The 15988-nt window shown below is 61.6% G+C and carries 17 protein-coding genes and 1 pseudogene; 9 read left to right on the top strand and 9 right to left on the bottom strand.

The window, feature by feature from the left end; translation table 11 throughout:
• Positions 1 to 64 precede the first annotated feature (64 nt).
• Positions 65 to 445, top strand: coding sequence for a DUF3054 domain-containing protein (locus OK351_RS05055; RefSeq protein ID WP_265156416.1), 381 nt, complete (start codon positions 65 to 67; stop codon positions 443 to 445).
• Here OK351_RS05055 and OK351_RS05050 read toward each other — a convergent pair.
• Together OK351_RS05050 and OK351_RS05045 are read right to left on the bottom strand one after the other, a co-directional pair.
• Positions 428 to 970 carry a hypothetical protein gene (locus OK351_RS05050; RefSeq protein ID WP_265156414.1) on the bottom strand — a complete coding sequence of 181 codons (543 nt, stop codon included), beginning with the start codon at positions 968 to 970 and terminating at the stop codon, positions 428 to 430. The two genes, OK351_RS05055 and OK351_RS05050, sit on opposite strands and share 18 nt — an antisense overlap.
• 8 nt (positions 971 to 978) lie before the next feature.
• Positions 979 to 1470 carry a SatD family protein gene (locus OK351_RS05045; RefSeq protein ID WP_265156412.1) on the bottom strand — a complete coding sequence of 164 codons (492 nt, stop codon included), beginning with the start codon at positions 1468 to 1470 and terminating at the stop codon, positions 979 to 981.
• Between the two features lie 265 nt (positions 1471 to 1735).
• On the opposite strand from OK351_RS05045, the gene OK351_RS05040 reads away from it, so the two are divergent.
• Positions 1736 to 2017: an Lrp/AsnC family transcriptional regulator gene (locus tag OK351_RS05040; protein WP_265156410.1), complete on the top strand. Its 282-nt coding sequence runs from the start codon at positions 1736 to 1738 to the stop codon at positions 2015 to 2017.
• A 99-nt stretch (positions 2018 to 2116) separates the two neighbouring features.
• Here OK351_RS05040 and trpD read toward each other — a convergent pair whose 3' ends face one another.
• Positions 2117 to 3190, bottom strand: a complete 1074-nt coding sequence (trpD, locus tag OK351_RS05035) for an anthranilate phosphoribosyltransferase (RefSeq protein ID WP_265156408.1) — start codon at positions 3188 to 3190, stop codon at positions 2117 to 2119.
• A 288-nt stretch (positions 3191 to 3478) separates the two neighbouring features.
• Here trpD and OK351_RS05030 point away from each other — a divergent pair, with 288 nt between their 5' ends.
• The 4 genes from OK351_RS05030 to OK351_RS05015 all read left to right on the top strand — a co-directional run bounded on the left by OK351_RS05030 (position 3479) and on the right by OK351_RS05015 (position 7770).
• The gene (locus OK351_RS05030) at positions 3479 to 4117 is read left to right on the top strand and encodes an aa3-type cytochrome oxidase subunit III (RefSeq protein ID WP_265156406.1); all 639 of its coding nucleotides are present in this window, start codon (positions 3479 to 3481) and stop codon (positions 4115 to 4117) included.
• Between the two features lie 76 nt (positions 4118 to 4193).
• Complete coding sequence (locus OK351_RS05025) at positions 4194 to 4985, top strand: cytochrome bc1 complex diheme cytochrome c subunit (protein WP_265156404.1); 792 nt, start codon at positions 4194 to 4196, stop codon at positions 4983 to 4985.
• A gap of 68 nt (positions 4986 to 5053) precedes the next feature.
• Positions 5054 to 6103 carry a cytochrome bc1 complex Rieske iron-sulfur subunit gene (locus OK351_RS05020; protein ID WP_265156402.1) on the top strand — a complete coding sequence of 350 codons (1050 nt, stop codon included), beginning with the start codon at positions 5054 to 5056 and terminating at the stop codon, positions 6101 to 6103.
• Between the two features lie 2 nt (positions 6104 to 6105).
• Entirely contained in the window at positions 6106 to 7770 is a 1665-nt protein-coding gene (locus OK351_RS05015) for a cytochrome bc1 complex cytochrome b subunit (protein WP_265156400.1), read from the top strand.
• A 541-nt stretch (positions 7771 to 8311) separates the two neighbouring features.
• On the opposite strand, the gene OK351_RS05010 is transcribed toward OK351_RS05015, so the two are convergent.
• Together OK351_RS05010 and OK351_RS05005 are read right to left on the bottom strand one after the other, a co-directional pair.
• On the bottom strand, positions 8312 to 8743 hold the full coding sequence (locus OK351_RS05010; protein ID WP_265156398.1) for an arsenate-mycothiol transferase ArsC: 432 nt from the start codon (positions 8741 to 8743) through the stop codon (positions 8312 to 8314).
• A gap of 3 nt (positions 8744 to 8746) precedes the next feature.
• Entirely contained in the window at positions 8747 to 9133 is a 387-nt protein-coding gene (locus tag OK351_RS05005) for an ArsR/SmtB family transcription factor (RefSeq protein WP_265156396.1), read from the bottom strand.
• Positions 9134 to 9222: 89 nt separating this feature from the next.
• Here OK351_RS05005 and arsB point away from each other — a divergent pair.
• From arsB to OK351_RS04990, 3 genes and pseudogenes are all read left to right on the top strand, one after another.
• Positions 9223 to 10341 (top strand): annotated as a pseudogene (gene arsB / locus OK351_RS05000) (ACR3 family arsenite efflux transporter).
• Positions 10338 to 10778, top strand: a complete 441-nt coding sequence (locus OK351_RS04995; RefSeq protein WP_265156393.1) for an arsenate reductase ArsC — start codon at positions 10338 to 10340, stop codon at positions 10776 to 10778. The pseudogene arsB and the gene OK351_RS04995 overlap by 4 nt, the downstream one beginning before the upstream one ends.
• Before the next feature lie 6 nt (positions 10779 to 10784).
• Complete coding sequence (locus OK351_RS04990; RefSeq protein ID WP_265156391.1) at positions 10785 to 12197, top strand: FAD-dependent oxidoreductase; 1413 nt, start codon at positions 10785 to 10787, stop codon at positions 12195 to 12197.
• A gap of 94 nt (positions 12198 to 12291) precedes the next feature.
• Here OK351_RS04990 and OK351_RS04985 read toward each other — a convergent pair whose 3' ends face one another.
• The 4 genes from OK351_RS04985 to ctaD form a co-directional block, all read right to left on the bottom strand.
• Positions 12292 to 12969 (bottom strand): hypothetical protein, encoded by a 678-nt coding sequence (locus OK351_RS04985; RefSeq protein WP_265156389.1) that lies wholly within the window; start codon positions 12967 to 12969, stop codon positions 12292 to 12294.
• 18 nt (positions 12970 to 12987) lie between these two features.
• Positions 12988 to 13770, bottom strand: coding sequence for a GntR family transcriptional regulator (locus tag OK351_RS04980; protein WP_265156387.1), 783 nt, complete (start codon positions 13768 to 13770; stop codon positions 12988 to 12990).
• Between the two features lie 89 nt (positions 13771 to 13859).
• Positions 13860 to 14261, bottom strand: a complete 402-nt coding sequence (locus OK351_RS04975) for a cytochrome c oxidase subunit 4 (RefSeq protein WP_265156385.1) — start codon at positions 14259 to 14261, stop codon at positions 13860 to 13862.
• Positions 14262 to 14263: 2 nt separating this feature from the next.
• On the bottom strand, positions 14264 to 15982 hold the full coding sequence (gene ctaD / locus OK351_RS04970) for an aa3-type cytochrome oxidase subunit I (protein ID WP_265156383.1): 1719 nt from the start codon (positions 15980 to 15982) through the stop codon (positions 14264 to 14266).
• Positions 15983 to 15988: the final 6 nt, after the last annotated feature.

The raw sequence follows: 15988 nt of genomic DNA, 5'->3' as shown, positions 1-15988 counted from the left end.
AACATCTCGGGTCCTACATGGTGCTGGTCCTCGGTCCGCGAGTGGATCGGCCTAAGATTGAGCCATGACTGTGAAAGTGCGCCAGTGGCCGGTATGGCTCGTGGTTGATGTGGTTCTGATCGTGATTTTTGCAATCCTGGGTCGTCGGGAGCATGAACATGCCCTTTCGGCGCCGGGAATCGTGCAGACGGCGGCACCCTTCGTGGTCGCGTACCTGATTATGGTCTTGATCTCGCGGCCGTGGTTTACCATCAATCGGATCTGGCCCACCGGGTTATTGATCTGGTTCGGGACGGTCGCTGTCGGCCTGGCCTTGCGCATCGGCTTCGGGGCCACCGCCGCGGTGCCATTCATTATCGTGGCCGCAATAGTGCTGGGCCTCTTCCTGGTTGGTCGCCGGCTAGTCACCGGGCTGATCGCGCGCCGCTCAGCCCACCAGCAGTAGCCCGATGCCGTAGGCGGCACAGGCGCATAAGGCGCTGGAGAACGTCCCGAGGATGAACTGTTCGGCGGCCTTGTGGTTTTTCAGTTCAGAGAATCGGCCCAGTCCCTTGATGGCCAGGACGATGGCGATTCCCTCAGGCCATGAGGCCCACAAGGTGCTTACGATCGCGGTGCGTTCGAGCAAGCCGATCCACAACCCGCCACGAAGTGGTGATTCGGCCGAAGGGGTTGTAGCCCGTTTGGCCTGTTGGTTGGCCGCGAGGTGGAAGACGAGTTCGGTATAGGGGCTGCCGCTGCCCACGGCGAAGGCGACCGAGGCAATCACCACCAAGACCAGCGGCAGGTTCCCGCCACTCCCCTGGTGCCAGGCGATGCTGGCCAGCACGGCGGCCGTGATAGCCAGCCCGAGTGACGAGATCGTGAGAAGCACCCTCGCCGGTGTGGGCTTCTTGGCCGGGCGCAGTAGGTGCGTGGTCGCGGCGAAGGCGGTTGAGAGCAACAGCAGGCTCCAGGCGATCCAATCCATGGCGGCTCCTACGGGTCGATCAGCTTGTCCAGCGCTTTGGCTGCTTCCAGCATCATCCTATTGGTCTCGAACCACAGGCTGGACGCTAGGCGCATTGACACGGCCTGTTGGGAAATACCCAACTGCTCGGCCACCTGGGTCTGGGTCATCCCCTGGTCCATCAGCAGGCCGGCTTCCCATGAGGTGGCGCGACGCTTGGCAACGATACTCGCGGTCAACTGGAGTTCGGCTTCCAGGCGTTCGGCTTCGGGGCCGGAGGACGAGACCGCAATGCTGCCCGATGCGCGCTTGGCACGCTCAACCGCATCCCGAGCATACTCGAACGCAGCTCCCCGCCCAGCGCGGGTTTCCTCCGGTAGTGGTTCTTCCACCCGACCGAATCCCAGGCCAACGCTCCAGTCCCCTGATGCGGCCAGCATGACGGCCAGGTGTACGGCCTGACCTGCATGATCCATGATTCCCTGGACTTCATCGCCGGCGGTGCGTTGAAAGGGACGCACGGGGCCTACCGTAGAATTAGCGCGGTGAATCAAGTTCTCAACCTTGTCCTCATTCTTGCGGGAACGACGTTGGTCTATGGTTAACACGATCATACAACAAGCATATAACCTTGTAGTGGCTGATACAAGTTATTGGCATTGTATGCTCGATCGGCAGGCCTTCACCCCGTTTCGCTCGAAATCTGGTCTCGGTGCTCGATTGCATTAGACTCAAAGTAACGCATCGAGGCTCTAACAGGCCTCCGGATTTTCGAGAGAGGCACTAATGGTTACCGCATTTGTCATGATTCAGACGGCCACCGACAGCATTCCTGAATGTGCGCAGCAGATCTCGGAGATCGAAGGGATTAGCGAGGTCTATTCGGTAGCCGGTGATTGGGATCTGATCGCGATCGCCCGTGTGCGCCGCCATGAGGATCTGGCCACGGTGATTCCCAATGAGCTTTCGAAAGTACCAGGGGTGCGCCAGACGCAGACGCACATTGCCTTCCGGGCGTATTCCAGCCATGACCTGGAAGCCGCTTTCTCGCTGGGGCTCGACGGATAGGTCCTGCCCTCCGGCGACCACAAAGGCGCCCACTGTACGGGGAAACCCGGTTGCAGTAGGCGCCTTTGGTTTGTCTTTCGACCGGCTTGCGCCAGCCGTCTAACGTGTACTTGCGTGGGCGCGCTGGTTGGCCTCGGCCCACCGCTGCAGGGCTTCGGCAGTGGCACCGGAATCGATCGACTTTTCGGCGCGCTTCATGGCTGCGGCGATCCGGTCGGTGAAGCTGCCAGACGCCTGTTCGTCATAGGCGACCATGCCCGCGGCGGCGTTGAGTACCACGGTGTCCCGGATCGGTCCCGTTGCTCCGTTGATGACCTCGTGGACAACCCTGGCATTATGTACGGCGTCGGCCCCGCGTAGCTGTTCCAGGCTGCTGTGCTCGATGCCCACTTCGGTGCAGTCGAAGGTGAATTCGGCAACCTTGCCCTCGCGTACTTCCCAGACCTTGTTCGCGGTGGTGGTGGTCATTTCATCCAGGCCGTCATCTCCGCGGAAAACCAGGCCCCGGGCCCCGCGGTTGGCCAGTACACCGGCCATGATCGGGGCCATGCGCAGATCCGAACAACCGATGGCCGAGGCGGAGGGAAGGGCCGGGTTGGTCAGTGGGCCCAGGAAGTTGAAGGCCGTGGGGATGCGCAGTTCGCGGCGGGCGACGGCGACGTGGCGCATGGAGGGGTGGAAGAGGTTCGCAAAGCAGAAGGCGATGCCGGAATCCTCGTAGACCTGTACAAGCTTCTCGACTGGTACATCCAGGTGGACGCCCAGGGCCTCCAGGACATCGGCCGACCCCGAGGTGGATGAGGAGGCCCGGTTTCCGTGTTTCACCATCTTCACCCCGGCGCCGGAACATACCAGTGTGGACATCGTGGAGATGTTCACCGTGTTCTGCCGGTCTCCCCCTGTGCCCACAATGTCCAGGGTTTGTCCTTCGATGTGGATCCTGCGGGCGTTGCCGACCATGGAGTCGACCAGGCCGGTCAGTTCCGCCACGGTCTCCCCCTTGGCGCGCAAAGCCACCAGGAAGCCGGCGATCTGCACGTCCGTGGCATTGCCGCTCATGATCTCGTTCATGGCCCATGCCGCGTCATCGCGCTGCAGATTCCTGCCGCTGATGAGGGTGGCCAGCAGATCGGGCCAGGTGGGGAACTTTTCGAAATTCTGGGTCGTTGACACGGTTGTAAGCCTAGCGATTTCCGTACGGAACCTGCCACTTCGTTGCGTCGCATGAGTCACATCAAATACGTGGAAATCAGCGCAAAATCGCCAATAAATAGGTCATGATCCTGTTCCTTAAACGACGGGTTACGGCAACTCGCGCGACACGGCTCTACAAATTGTAGAAACAGTTTCTTCGTTACTTCCGCGAGTTTCCGGGGATGTGGCGTGGATGTGGTGCAAAAAACCATTGTCACGTGCCGTTTGCATTGGTAACTTCGGGGCTTTTAGAGACATAATGTCAGTGTGACAACTGCGACTCATGCCCCAAATACACCGGTGCCAAGTGCACCGAACCGCCCCAACATGGCGTCGGTGGGAACGATGGTGTGGCTCTCCAGCGAGCTCATGTTCTTCGCCGCCCTCTTCGCCATGTACTTCAGCCTGCGCGCCGCGGCGCCAGAGCTCTGGGCGATAGAAACTGCCAAACTCAACGTGCCGTTCGCGCTGACCAACACCTTGATTCTTGTTGCCAGCTCGTTCACCTGCCAGCTCGGGGTTTTCCGTGCCGAGGAGTTCAAGGCCCGCCGTACCGGTGGACTGCTGAACTTCAAGTCATGGGGAATGATCGAGTGGTTCGTCCTGACCTTCATCATGGGATCGATCTTCGTGGCAGTGCAGGCATATGAATACGTCATCCTCGTTAGCGAGGGTGTCGCTATGAGCTCGAACTCCTACGCCTCGGCCTTCTACATCACCACCGGCTTCCACGGCCTGCACGTGATCGGTGGCCTGATTGCGTTCCTGCTGATCATCAGCCGCGCGATGCTGGCCAAGCGTTTTGGCCACTTCGAAGCGACTGGCGGCATCGTCGTGTCCTACTACTGGCACTTCGTTGACGTCGTGTGGATCGCGCTCTTCGCGATCATCTACTTCCTGAAGTAGGCACCTAAAAACAACTCGGTTGCCTCCACAGAAGTAGGGCAACACCACACCAAGATAATAAGTGAGGAACCAGCAAGTGAAGGCTCTTTCGAAGAAGCGCCGCCACCCGCTCGCCGCTGTGGCCCTGCTCTTGTTCGGTCTGCTGGTCACCGGCAGTCTGTACGCGGCAGCCGGCAGCATCAATGAAGCAAAGGCGGCCACCACGACCGCTTCGGCCGCGGACATTGAGGAGGGTCAGAAGCTATTCGTTGCGAACTGCGCGACCTGCCACGGTCTGAACGCTGAAGGCTCCGATGCCGGACCGACCCTGATCGGCGTTGGCGCCGCATCGGTTGACTTCCAGGTGGGCACCGGCCGTATGCCGATGCAGATGCAGGGACCACAGGCACAGATCAAGCCTGTCCAGTTCGACGACGAGCAGATCTCCCAGCTCTCTGCCTACGTGGCCAGCCTGGGTGCCGGACCGTCCATCCCGGACGAGGAATGGCTTGATACCAGCAAGGGCGATGCAGCCCATGGTGGTACCGTCTTCCGCGTCAACTGCGCCATGTGCCACAACGCCGCCGCATCCGGTGGTGCACTGACCCGCGGTAAGTTCGCCCCGACCCTGCACGGTGTTTCCGAAAAGCACATCTACGAAGCAATGGTTACCGGCCCGCAGAACATGCCAGTGTTCAACGACTCGAACATCACCCCTGAAGAGAAGCGTGACGTGATCACCTTCCTGAAGACCATTGAAGCCAACGGCACTGCCGGTGGCGCGGCACTGGGTGGCTTGGGTCCTGTGGCTGAAGGCCTGTTCGTCTGGACTGCCGGACTGGGCATCATCATCGGGTTTGCCGTTTGGTTGACCGCGCGTCCTTCCTAAGACGCCTGCGGCATATGCCGTAACCATCACTACGTACATTAATTCTTGAGAGAAGGATGAGAGACAACATGGGCAACCATAGTCACGGCAGTCCCGAGGACTCGGGCACCGTTGCTAAGGCTGACGATGTGGCTCAGGATCGGTTCCCGGATCCGGGTCTACCACCGCACCGTCCGCGTATCGCCGACAGCGATCCGCGCCAAGCCAAGCGACACGAGCGTCAAGTAGCGCTGCTATTCATTATCTCCATCATCGGCACCGCGCTGTTCTTCGTTGCGTACTTCGTCCTGGGGCACCTGGGCGACATGACCTTCGCCGAACTGCGGGTACAGAATGCGGTTCTCGGTCTGGGAACCACCTTCGCCATGTTGGGTATCGGTGTTGGCATCGTTCACTGGGCCAAGACCCTGATGCCGGACCATGAGCTCGTTGAGGAACGCCACGAAATCCGGACGGAAGAGGACCGTCAGGACGCAGTGGAAATCATCGACACCATCGTCGAGGAGTCGGGGATCAAGCGTCGTCCGCTGATCCGCAACACGCTGATTGCAGCCATCGCTGTAGCTCCGATCCCAGCGATCTTCATGTTCCGCGACCTGGAACGCAGCGGCAAGACCGCACACGAAATGGTTGAGCAGTTGCGTCACACCATGTGGGATACCGGCGTCCGCCTGACCCGCGACCCATCCGGCACCCCGATCAAGGCCGCCGACATCCAGATCGGTTCGGCGGTCCACGTGATCCCCGAGGGCCTGAACGAAGCCGAGAACATGCTTAACGAGAAGGCCAAGGCTGTTGTCCTGGTCATGCGCATGAACCCGGCCGATATGCAGATCTCCGAGGGACGCGAAGACTGGCATGTGGACGGCATCGTCGCCTACTCCAAGATCTGCACCCACGTCGGTTGCCCGATCGCCCTGTACGAGCAGCACACCCACCACCTGCTCTGCCCGTGCCACCAGTCGACCTTCGACCTGGCCCAGGAGTGCAAGGTCGTCTTCGGTCCTGCCGGTCACGCCCTTCCGCAGTTGCCAATCATGGTTGACGACGAAGGCTACCTGGTAGCCCGCAGCGACTTCCACGAGCCGGTTGGCCCAAGTTACTGGGAGCGTGGTTAATCATGTCGAGCACCACTGAATACACCCCGAAGACCAGCACCGGACGCATTGCCAACTTTGTGGATTCCCGCGTTGGCGGTTCGGCCATGGTCAAGGAATTCGGTCGCAAGATCTTCCCCGACCACTGGTCGTTCATGTTCGGTGAAGTGGCACTGTACACCTTTGTGCTGCTGCTGCTGTCGGGAACCTTCCTGACCTTCTTCTTCGATCCATCGATGACCCACGTCACCTACAACGGCTCCTACGTGCCGTTGAAGGGTATTGGCATGTCGGTGGCCATGCAGTCCACCATGGACATCTCCTTTGATGTGCGTGGCGGCCTGTTCATGCGCCAGGTCCACCACTGGTCGGCCCTGCTGTTCGTCGCCTCGGTTTCCGTGCACATGCTGCGCGTGTTCTTCACCGGTGCGTTCCGTCGCCCGCGTGAACTGAACTGGGTTGTCGGCGGCGTGTTGCTGATCCTGGCCCTGGCTGCCGGCTTCACCGGTTACTCCCTGCCCGATGACCTGCTTTCCGGCAACGGCCTGCGCATCATCGATGGCGTGATCAAGGCGATCCCGATCGTCGGTACCTACATCTCGATGTTCTTCTTCGGTGGCGAATTCCCGGGCATCCACGTGATCCCGAGACTCTACTCGTTGCACATCATGATTGTCCCGGCCATGATCATCCTGATGATCGTGATCCACCTGTTCATGGTTGTGACCCACAAGCACACCCAGTACCCAGGTCCGGGACGCACGAACACCAACGTGGTCGGTTTCCCGGTTGGCCCGGTCTACGCTGCCAAGGCCGGTGGATTCTTCTTCATCATCTTCGGTATCGTGGCCTTCATCTCCGGCTTCTTCCAGATCAACGCGATCTGGAACTACGGACCGTACGACCCCTCCCCGGTCTCCGCTGGTACCCAGCCGGACTGGTACATCGGCTTCGTCGACGGCGCCCTGCGCCTGATGCCCGGCTACCTGGGCAACCTGCCGCTGGAATGGGTTATCCCGTTCCCGTGGGGAGATAACACCCTGGTGCTCTCGGTGCTGCTTCCGGCCCTGGTGCCGGCAGGTATCCTGTTCGCCGTCATGTTCGCCTGGCCATGGATCGAACGTTGGGTCACCAAGGACAACCGCGAGCACCACGTGCTGGATCGTCCGCGCAACGCCCCGTTCCGTACCGGTGTCGGCATGGCCGGTGTGGTCTGGTACTGCACCATGTGGGCAGCAGCCTCCTCGGACCTCATCGCAACGCACTTCCTGGTATCGCTCAACGATGTCACCTACTGGCTGCGGACGCTGTTCATCGTCGGACCGTTCATCGCGTTCTTTGTCACCCGCCGCATCTGCCTGTCGCTGCAGCGCAAGGATCGCGAGATCGTCCTGCACGGCCGTGAAGCCGGCATCATCCAGATGTCGCCGGAGGGTGGATTCTCGGAGAAGCACGAGGAGATCGACGTCTACAAGCGCTACCTGCTGACCAATTTCGAGGACCGCATGTACATCCCGGCCCAGCCGGATGCTGCAGGACACATCTCCCGCAAGGAGAAGCGTCGTGCGAAGTTCTCGAAGCTCTTCTTCGAAGACCGCGTCGCCCCAGTGACTCCAAAGGAACTGGAAGAGGCACACGGCCATCACGAGGTCGAAGGTGCCCAGCACAGCGATTCGATCGAGAAGTAGGCTCGACACGCATTAGTCACACCAAGGAACGTGGGACCCGCAACCAGCGGGTCCCACGTTCTTTTTAAGCCGGTCTTTTCTCAGCCCGCCGGGCAGGGCTGGTCGAAATCCGGCCGTCCTGTCCCCCGCAATCCGCGCCCGGCCTGCGCCGTACGACCGGGTGGTTGGCGACGGCGTGGGTTCTGGCTGCGGCCTTGCGATCGATTATGCCCACCATGCTGCCTAGGCTGCGTTGGAGTGGGACAGGCAGGGCCGCCTCCCCGGCCCCGCTAACGGACTCGCGGAGCACATGGGACGGCTACCGATGGCGCAGGACTCCTATGGCCGTATCCACGGGCTGGTGCCCTCGATATCGATTGTGGCACTCTCCTGCCCCCGGAAGTTTTCAACGTAACAACCCGGGCAGCAGAATACGCCCTGTCTGCTCAGTCGATTGTCCTTCGGCCACCAATGAGTGTTCACCAACGGGTCCGGACCCCATGCCGCACTGGATGAAGCCGGGGAAGCCTGTAAAAGCGCGTGGTAAAGGAAGCGTGCCGGGTTAACGTGAACCGAGGAGCCGGTACCTGAGGTCCTTGACGCGTGCATGGATGTCATCGCGGACCAGTTCCATGCGCTCCTTGCCCTCTATACCGCGCAGGGAGGGTTCGTCGGTGACCCAGGTTTCGGTTCGCACTCCGTCGATGGAGGGGACCTTGGGTTCGGTGCCAAGCACGACGACAAATCCGGCGGCGCGCATGGCATCCGCGGTCAAGCCCGTGGGCCTCTCGGCAGTAATGTCGATGCCCAGATCCTGCAGGACCTCGGCCGAAAGCACATTGATCGCTGTCCCGGGGCTGGTGCCAGCCGAGCTGACGGTCATGTCCTCGCCGGCCTCGAACTTCATCAGGCCGGCGGCCATCTGGGACTTGCCACCATTCTTGACGCAGACAAACAGGACGGCAGGCCGGGCCGCCGGCGGATAGGTATTCATGGGTCAGGCCTTTGGGGTCAGCGCTGCGGCCAGGGAATCCAATGCGCCGGCAACCAGGGAATAGTAGGCCCAGACCCCGCGCTTTTCCCGGTTGAGCAGACCTGCTTCCACCAGGATTTTCAGGTGGTGGGAGACCGTGGGCTGTCCCAGCCCCAATGGCTCCGACAGGTCACAGACGCAGGTTTCCGCTTCGGGGCTAGTGGAAACGATGGACAGGATCCGCAGGCGGTTCGGGTCCGCCAGCGCCTTGAAGCGGGCGGCGAGGGTTTCCGCTTCCACGGCCAACAGTGCCTCTTCTCCCCGGCTGGGCACACAACACTGGACTTCGCTTTTGATGCGGGGTTCCGCGGAACCGTGTCCGCTTGTTGACGTGGCGACCGGAGTTGGCATGTGTCCGTCCTCGCTTTCGCTCGATTCCCGATCGGGAGATTGACAATGATCGATATATCCAAGCATACTCGGAACATCGATATCCGTCGATGTCTAGTTTCCGGAGAGAGTTCGCCGTGACAAACACTACCGCACCCGCTGCCCCGGGGCCCATCGCCGCCAGGCTATCCACCCTGGACCGCTATCTGGTCCTCTGGATCCTGGCGGCCATGGCCCTCGGGCTCGGACTGGGACGAGTCGTTCCCGGGCTTGGCGAGGCACTGGAATCAGTTCAAGTTGCAGGGGTATCCCTGCCCATCGCCCTGGGCCTGCTGGTGATGATCTACCCGGTCATGGCCAAGGTCCGCTACAACGAAACCGGGCGCGTGCTTGGGGACAAGAAACTGATGATCACCTCCCTGGCGATCAACTGGGTCCTGGCCCCCGCCTTCATGTTCGTTCTTGCGTGGATCTTCCTGGCTGATGTGCCCGAATACCGCACGGGGCTGATTATCGTCGGACTTGCCCGCTGCATCGCCATGGTCTTCATCTGGAACGACCTGGCCTGCGGGGACCGTGAGGCCGCAGCCGTGTTGGTGGCCATCAACTCCATTTTCCAGGTCTTCGCCTTTGGGGCCTTGGGGTGGTTCTATCTGCAGTTGCTGCCGGGCTGGCTCGGGTTGCCGACCACCAGTGCGGATTTCTCCGTCTGGTCGATCACCCTCTCCGTGCTGGTCTTCCTCGGCCTCCCGCTCATTGCCGGGTTCCTCACCCGAATCTACGGTGAAAAGACCAAGGGCAACGACTGGTAAGAGAACACGTTCCTGCCGGCAATCGGCCCTTGGGCCCTCTACGGGTTGCTGTTCACCATCGTGGTCCTCTTCGCCCTGCAGGGTGACACCATTATCGCCAAGCCGCTGGACGTTGCACGTATCGCCCTGCCGCTGCTGGTCTACTTCACCGTGGTCTTCGGCGTCTCAATGCTCATCGGCCGTGGTCTGGGCCTGGGGTACGCACGCACCACCACCCTGGCCTTTACCGCGGCCGGCAACAACTTCGAACTTGCCATTGCCGTGGCCATCGCCACTTTCGGCGTGACCAGCGGCCAGGCCCTGGCCGGCGTTGTCGGCCCCCTCATCGAGGTACCCGTACTCGTCGCCCTGGTCTACCTCGCGCTGTGGTCCCGCAAGTTCTTCCCCGCCACCACCGCACAGGAACTCTCCTCATGAACACCATCACCAAGCCCTCCGTCCTGTTCGTTTGCGTCCACAACGCGGGCCGCTCCCAAATGGCCGCCGCTTTCCTGTCCAACCTCTCGGGCGGGCTGATCGAGGTCCGCTCCGCAGGATCGGCTCCCGCAGACACGGTAAACCCCGCAGCGGTGGCGGCAATGAATGAAATCGGCATCGACATGTCCACCGAAGTCCCCAAGATCCTTACTGCCGAGGCCGTCAGGGAATCCGACGTGGTCATCACCATGGGCTGCGGCGACACCTGCCCGATCTTCCCGGGCAAGCGCTACGAGGATTGGAAGCTCGATGATCCAGCAGGTCAGGGCATCGAAGCAGTGCGCCCCATTCGCGATGAAATCCGCACCCGCATCCAGACCCTGATCTCCGACCTGCTACCCACTACCATGCAGCACCCCGTCGCTACCCAGGAGTAGAAGACCATGAACCAGGACTACCCAATAACCATAATCGGCGCCGGTCCCATCGGGCTGGCCGCCGCAGCGCACCTCATCGAGCGCAACCAGCAGGTCCGTGTCCTCGAAGCAGGTTCCACCGCGGGGACAGCCATCCGGGCCTGGGGACACATCAGGCTATTCTCCACCTGGCGCTACAACATCGACGCCGCGGCCCGCCGCCTTCTCGAAACCCCGACCGCAAACTACGCCGGAAACTGGCAGGCACCCCGGGAGACCCGCCGGCCTTCGGGGGCGGATATGGTCACCGAGTACTTGGAGCCACTTGCCGCCCACCCGGCCCTGTCACCCGCAATCAGCTACGGGCACCGCGTCACCAATGTCACCCGTGTCCAGGCCGATGGCCATGGTGTGGACAAGACCAGGTCAAAGGCCCGCGGGGATTCACTCTTCCTGCTGCGAACGGAAACCGCCACGGGCACCAAGGACCTGTTGGCCCGAGCGGTCATCGATGCCTCCGGAACGTGGATGACACCCAACCCGGTGGGACGTTCGGGCATCGAAGCCATCGGCGAGGACGAAGCCCGCAGGGCGGGATCCATCACCCCTGCCCTACCGGACCCGCTGGGCGCCGATGCCGAGGCTTTTGCCGGGAAAACCATACTCGTTCTGGGGGCCGGACACTCGGCGGCCAACACGCTGATCAGCTTGGGCCGCTTGCGCCAACGGCACACGGAGACCCGGATCCTCTGGGGCCTGCGCGGGGCAGCCAACCCGGTTCGCCTCTACGGAGGCGGGCCGGCCGACGAGCTGCCGGCTCGCGGACAGCTGGGCACCTCCCTGCGCCGTTTCGTGGAAAACGGTGACATCACCCTCATGGAAAACGTCTGCGTCACCGCCGTGGAAACCGGCGACCGATTAACAGTGGTCCTGGCCGATAACCGCAACCTCGTCGTGGATCTGCTGGTTCCAGCCACCGGCTTTCGTCCCGACCTGGCTCCGCTCTCAGAGTTGCGCTTGGACCTGGACCAGATCGTGGAGTCACCGCGCGAGCTCGGGCCCTTGATCGACCCCGAATTCCACAGCTGCGGCACCGTGCCTGCCCACGGCGAGTCGGTGTTGTCGCACCCGGAATCCGGCTTCTATATCGTCGGCATGAAGAGCTATGGCCGCGCCCCGACGTTCCTCATGGCCACGGGCTACGAGCAGGTTCGCTCGATCGCGGCCGCCCTTGCCGGGGATCGTGCAGCCGCCGAACAGGTGGAGCTGGACTTACCCGAGACCGGCGTATGCTCAACCGATTCGGCGAGTAGCTGCGCCTCGCCGGAGCCCGACGCCGAGGTTGTGTCCTGCTGCGGCACATCAGAACCAGTAGCCATCGGGTTCGCCACTGGAACGCTGCACGGTCACACCGAGCTACTCGCCGCGCAGAAGAACTAGGGAAACCGGACACGTGCATCCCCCTGTCACGGGACACGAGTGGATGCCACCTCCGAGAGCACCCGTGCCCTAGCGGGTCGATTGTGCGCATGAGTCAGGACATTACTGCGATGAGCCTACTGACTTCTTGTGCCACGAGTGCCGGATCCCGAAGCATCCCCAGATGACCCAGGGACAGCTCGGCTGTCGGCCACCCGGCATCCCGGGCCCGGTCGAGCTCCGCCTGGTAGCCCGGACTGAGCAACAGATATCCCGCGGGAACGTCCAGATGCCAGGCACGGGGTACCCGAAGCCGCTCGTGCAGGTAGGCCTCGGGCACTTGTGGCGTCTGTTCCAGCAGCTCCTGGTACTCTGCCTCCTCCGTCACCAGATCGCGGATCGCGGCGGCGGGCCACCAGCTGGTCCAGGGCGGCAGCAACCCGTTGACGGCCCGGGCAGACAAGTCCTTTCCCAGATCCGCAGGTACGGTCGGCAACTGTCCGCCGGTAAAAGCCGGAACGATGCAATCCATGAAAACCGCCGACGTTTGTGTGGAACCAGCCAACAATGCGGGCAAGTAGAGACCGGCGTTGGAATGGGCGAGAAGCACCTGTGGGCCTTCGGCTGACAAGGACTCACGGTACCGCTGAAGGACCAGGTCCGCTGAGGCCCCGTTCGGGCGCGCGCAAACGTCCGTACGGTAGCCCAAATCCCCCAGACGGTGGGCCAAGGGGACCATACTTTGCTCGGACAGGAAGACGCTGCCCAGCAGGAGGATGGTTGACGTGGCCATGGAGATACTCCCGGAGGGCTACAGCGACGTTGAATAGCGTGGGGTACGCGTCCCCAGACGCTGCAAGGGAACGAACAACTTATAGCGATCCGAGCGGTACAGCGAGACTGAATAGTCGGCCAGGCGTTCGCCAATATAGGCATAGCGGGTGATCTGCAGCAGCGGGAAGCCCGCATCCACGCCCAGCAGGTGGGCTTGTGACGGCGTGGCCGCGGTACTTTCGACCTGGTCTTCGCCCCATTCCAAAAGAATGCCATAGCGCTCGTGCAGGGCCTGGTACAACTTGGACGGTGCCGGATCCTCCACGAACCCGGGGACCAGGTCCGCGGGCATGTAGTTTTCATCCAGGCTCATCGGAATGCCGTCGGCCAGCAGCAGGCGCTTGAAGCGGACCACATGGGTACCCTCCTCCACCATCAGCTGGGCCGCCAAATGGGCCGAGGCCCTGATCTCATCGAATTCAAGGACGTGGGCGTCGGGGACCATACCGCGCCGCATCATGTCCTCCGAATAGGAGTGCAGCCGTACCCGCAGGTCCAACTTTTCCGGCACCACGAAGGTGCCGATCCCCACCACCCTCTTGAGTACCTGCTCATCGACGAGGGCATCGATGGCTTGGCGTACGGTCTTGCGAGCCACGCCGAAGTGCTCGGACAGTTCACGCTCGGGCGGTAGCTTGTAACCCGGTTGGCAGGACTCCCGGGCATGGGTCTTCAGGATCTGACGGATCTGCCGGTATTTGCTTTCCCCGCTCTCGGGATCCAACGTGGCCGTGACTACGGGAGTCGGTGCATATCGCACGGCAGGTGTCCTTTCGTGGCGGGCTGCTTGTATCCATTAAACGCCACAGGGCGACGAGTCGAAATTCGTCGCCCTGTGGGTTGATTCAATTAATGTGCGTGATCGCCACGGCTGAATTCGTTGACCCAGCCGACCACACCGATGACGGCCAAGCCGGCGCCGATGTAGAAGATCCACCAGCCCACGGCAATACCGAGGAAGCAGATCGCTGCGGCGCTAGCCAGAATCAGCGGCCACCAGCTCCATGGAGCGAAGAGGCCAACGTCACCGGCATTCTCGTGGATCTCGCCGTCGACACGGTCTTCCGGACGAATGCCCACGTTCTTCGCGGTCATCATCAGGTACCAGCCGACCATGCCGGACATACCCGCCAGCATCAGCAGGGCAAGCAGGCCAACCCATTCGCTCCAGTTGGTCATGTATCCGTAGACCACGGCCACCGGGGTGAAGAAGAAGACGCCGCCCATGAAAATCCAGGATTCAATTTTCATATTTACTTGTCCTTCTGGTCAGCCGGGCCGAAGATCTTGGCCACCGGGGTCGCAGGGGTCGCACGACCGCTGAGCTCCGGGTGGTGCAGATCCAGAGCCGGACGCTCGGAACGGATACGCGGGATCGAGTGGAAGTTGTGACGCGGAGGAGGGCAGGAGGTTGCCCACTCCAGCGAAGCACCAAAGCCCCACGGATCGTCAACGGTGACCTTCTTGGCCTGGCGATGGGTGATCCACACGTTCCAGAAGAAAGGAATCAGGGACATGCCCAGCACGAAGGAGAACACGGTCGATACCTGGTTCATCAGGGTGAAGCCGTCTTCAGGCATGTAGTCGGCGTAACGACGTGGCATACCCATGACGCCCAGCCAGTGCTGGATCAGGAAGGTTCCGTGGAAGCCGACGAACAATAACCAGAAGTGGATCTTGCCCAGGCGTTCGTTGAGCATGTGCCCGGTCCACTTTGGCCACCAGAAGTAGAAGCCGGCGAACATGGCGAACACGACGGTACCGAAGACCACGTAGTGGAAGTGGGCCACAACGAAGTAGGTATCCGAAACGTGGAAGTCCAGCGACGGAGCCGACAGGATAATACCGGTCAGACCACCGAAGAGGAAGGTCACCAGGAAGCCGATGCTCCAGAGCATCGGGGTTTCGAAGGTAATCGAGCCCCGCCAGAGGGTACCGATCCAGTTGAAGAACTTCACGCCGGTTGGAACCGCGATCAGCATCGTCATGAAGCCGAAGAACGGCAGCATGACCGCACCGGTGACGTACATGTGGTGTGCCCACACGGCGACGGACAGCGCGGCAATGGCGATGGTCGCGAAGACGAGGCCCTTGTAGCCGAAGATCGGCTTGCGGCTGAAGACCGGGAAGATTTCCGAAACGATGCCGAAGAACGGCAACGCGATGATGTACACCTCTGGGTGACCGAAGAACCAGAACAGGTGCTGCCACAGGACCGCACCGCCATTATCCGGATCGAAGATGTGCGCACCCAAACGACGGTCGGCACCCAGGGCGAATAGCGCGGCTGCCAGCGGCGGGAAGGCCATCAGGACCAGGATCGAGGTGATCAGGGTGTTCCAGGTGAAGATCGACATGCGCCACATGGTCATACCGGGTGCGCGCAGGCAGATGATGGTGGTGATGAAGTTCACCGCACCGAGAATGGTGCCGAAGCCCGACAGGGCCAGACCGAAGACCCACAGGTCACCACCGACGCCCGGGGAGAATGTCGTATTGGACAAGGGGGCGTAGGCGAACCAGCCGAAGGAGGCCGCACCCTGCGGGGTGAGGTAGCCGGCCAGGGCGATGGTCGAACCCAGGGAGAAGAACCAGAACGCCAGGGCATTCAGTCGCGGGAAGGCCACATCGGGTGAACCGATATGCAGCGGCATCATGACGTTGGCGAAGCCCGCGAAGAGCGGGGTTGCGAACATCAGGAGCATGATGGTCCCGTGCATGGTGAACAGCTGGTTGTACTGTTCCTTGGTCTGCACGATCTGCATGCCCGGCTCGAAGAGCTCGGCACGGATCAGCAGCGCCATCACACCGCCGATGCAGAAGAACACGAACGACGAGATCAGGTACATGTACCCGATCTTCTTGTGGTCGGTGCTGGTGATGTAGTCGACGAAGATGCGGCCCTTGGACTTCGGAACAACGGCCGAATTGAGGGCCTTCACATCATCAGTTGCATATTCAAAGGTAGTCATTACCGC

Origin of the sequence: Glutamicibacter sp. MNS18, from assembly GCF_026107515.2 — a bacterium.
GTDB lineage: Bacteria > Actinomycetota > Actinomycetes > Actinomycetales > Micrococcaceae > Glutamicibacter.
Note: the sequence above shows the minus strand (reverse complement) of the source record. Positions and strands in the feature narration are given on the sequence as shown.

Bases quoted from the DNA above. Each gene is read 5' to 3' on its own strand.
- OK351_RS05055 (WP_265156416.1), top strand. From the start codon at position 65: ATGACTGTGAAAGTGCGCCAGTGGCCGGTATGGCTCGTGGTTGATGTG.
- OK351_RS05050 (WP_265156414.1), bottom strand. From the start codon at position 970: ATGGATTGGATCGCCTGGAGCCTGCTGTTGCTCTCAACCGCCTTCGCC.
- OK351_RS05040 (WP_265156410.1), top strand. From the start codon at position 1,736: ATGGTTACCGCATTTGTCATGATTCAGACGGCCACCGACAGCATTCCT.
- OK351_RS05020 (WP_265156402.1), top strand. From the start codon at position 5,054: ATGGGCAACCATAGTCACGGCAGTCCCGAGGACTCGGGCACCGTTGCT.
- OK351_RS05015 (WP_265156400.1), top strand. From the start codon at position 6,106: ATGTCGAGCACCACTGAATACACCCCGAAGACCAGCACCGGACGCATT.
- OK351_RS05010 (WP_265156398.1), bottom strand. From the start codon at position 8,743: ATGAATACCTATCCGCCGGCGGCCCGGCCTGCCGTCCTGTTTGTCTGC.
- OK351_RS05005 (WP_265156396.1), bottom strand. From the start codon at position 9,133: ATGCCAACTCCGGTCGCCACGTCAACAAGCGGACACGGTTCCGCGGAA.
- OK351_RS04995 (WP_265156393.1), top strand. From the start codon at position 10,338: ATGAACACCATCACCAAGCCCTCCGTCCTGTTCGTTTGCGTCCACAAC.
- OK351_RS04990 (WP_265156391.1), top strand. From the start codon at position 10,785: ATGAACCAGGACTACCCAATAACCATAATCGGCGCCGGTCCCATCGGG.
- OK351_RS04985 (WP_265156389.1), bottom strand. From the start codon at position 12,969: ATGGCCACGTCAACCATCCTCCTGCTGGGCAGCGTCTTCCTGTCCGAG.
- OK351_RS04975 (WP_265156385.1), bottom strand. From the start codon at position 14,261: ATGAAAATTGAATCCTGGATTTTCATGGGCGGCGTCTTCTTCTTCACC.
- ctaD (WP_265156383.1), bottom strand. From the start codon at position 15,982: ATGACTACCTTTGAATATGCAACTGATGATGTGAAGGCCCTCAATTCG.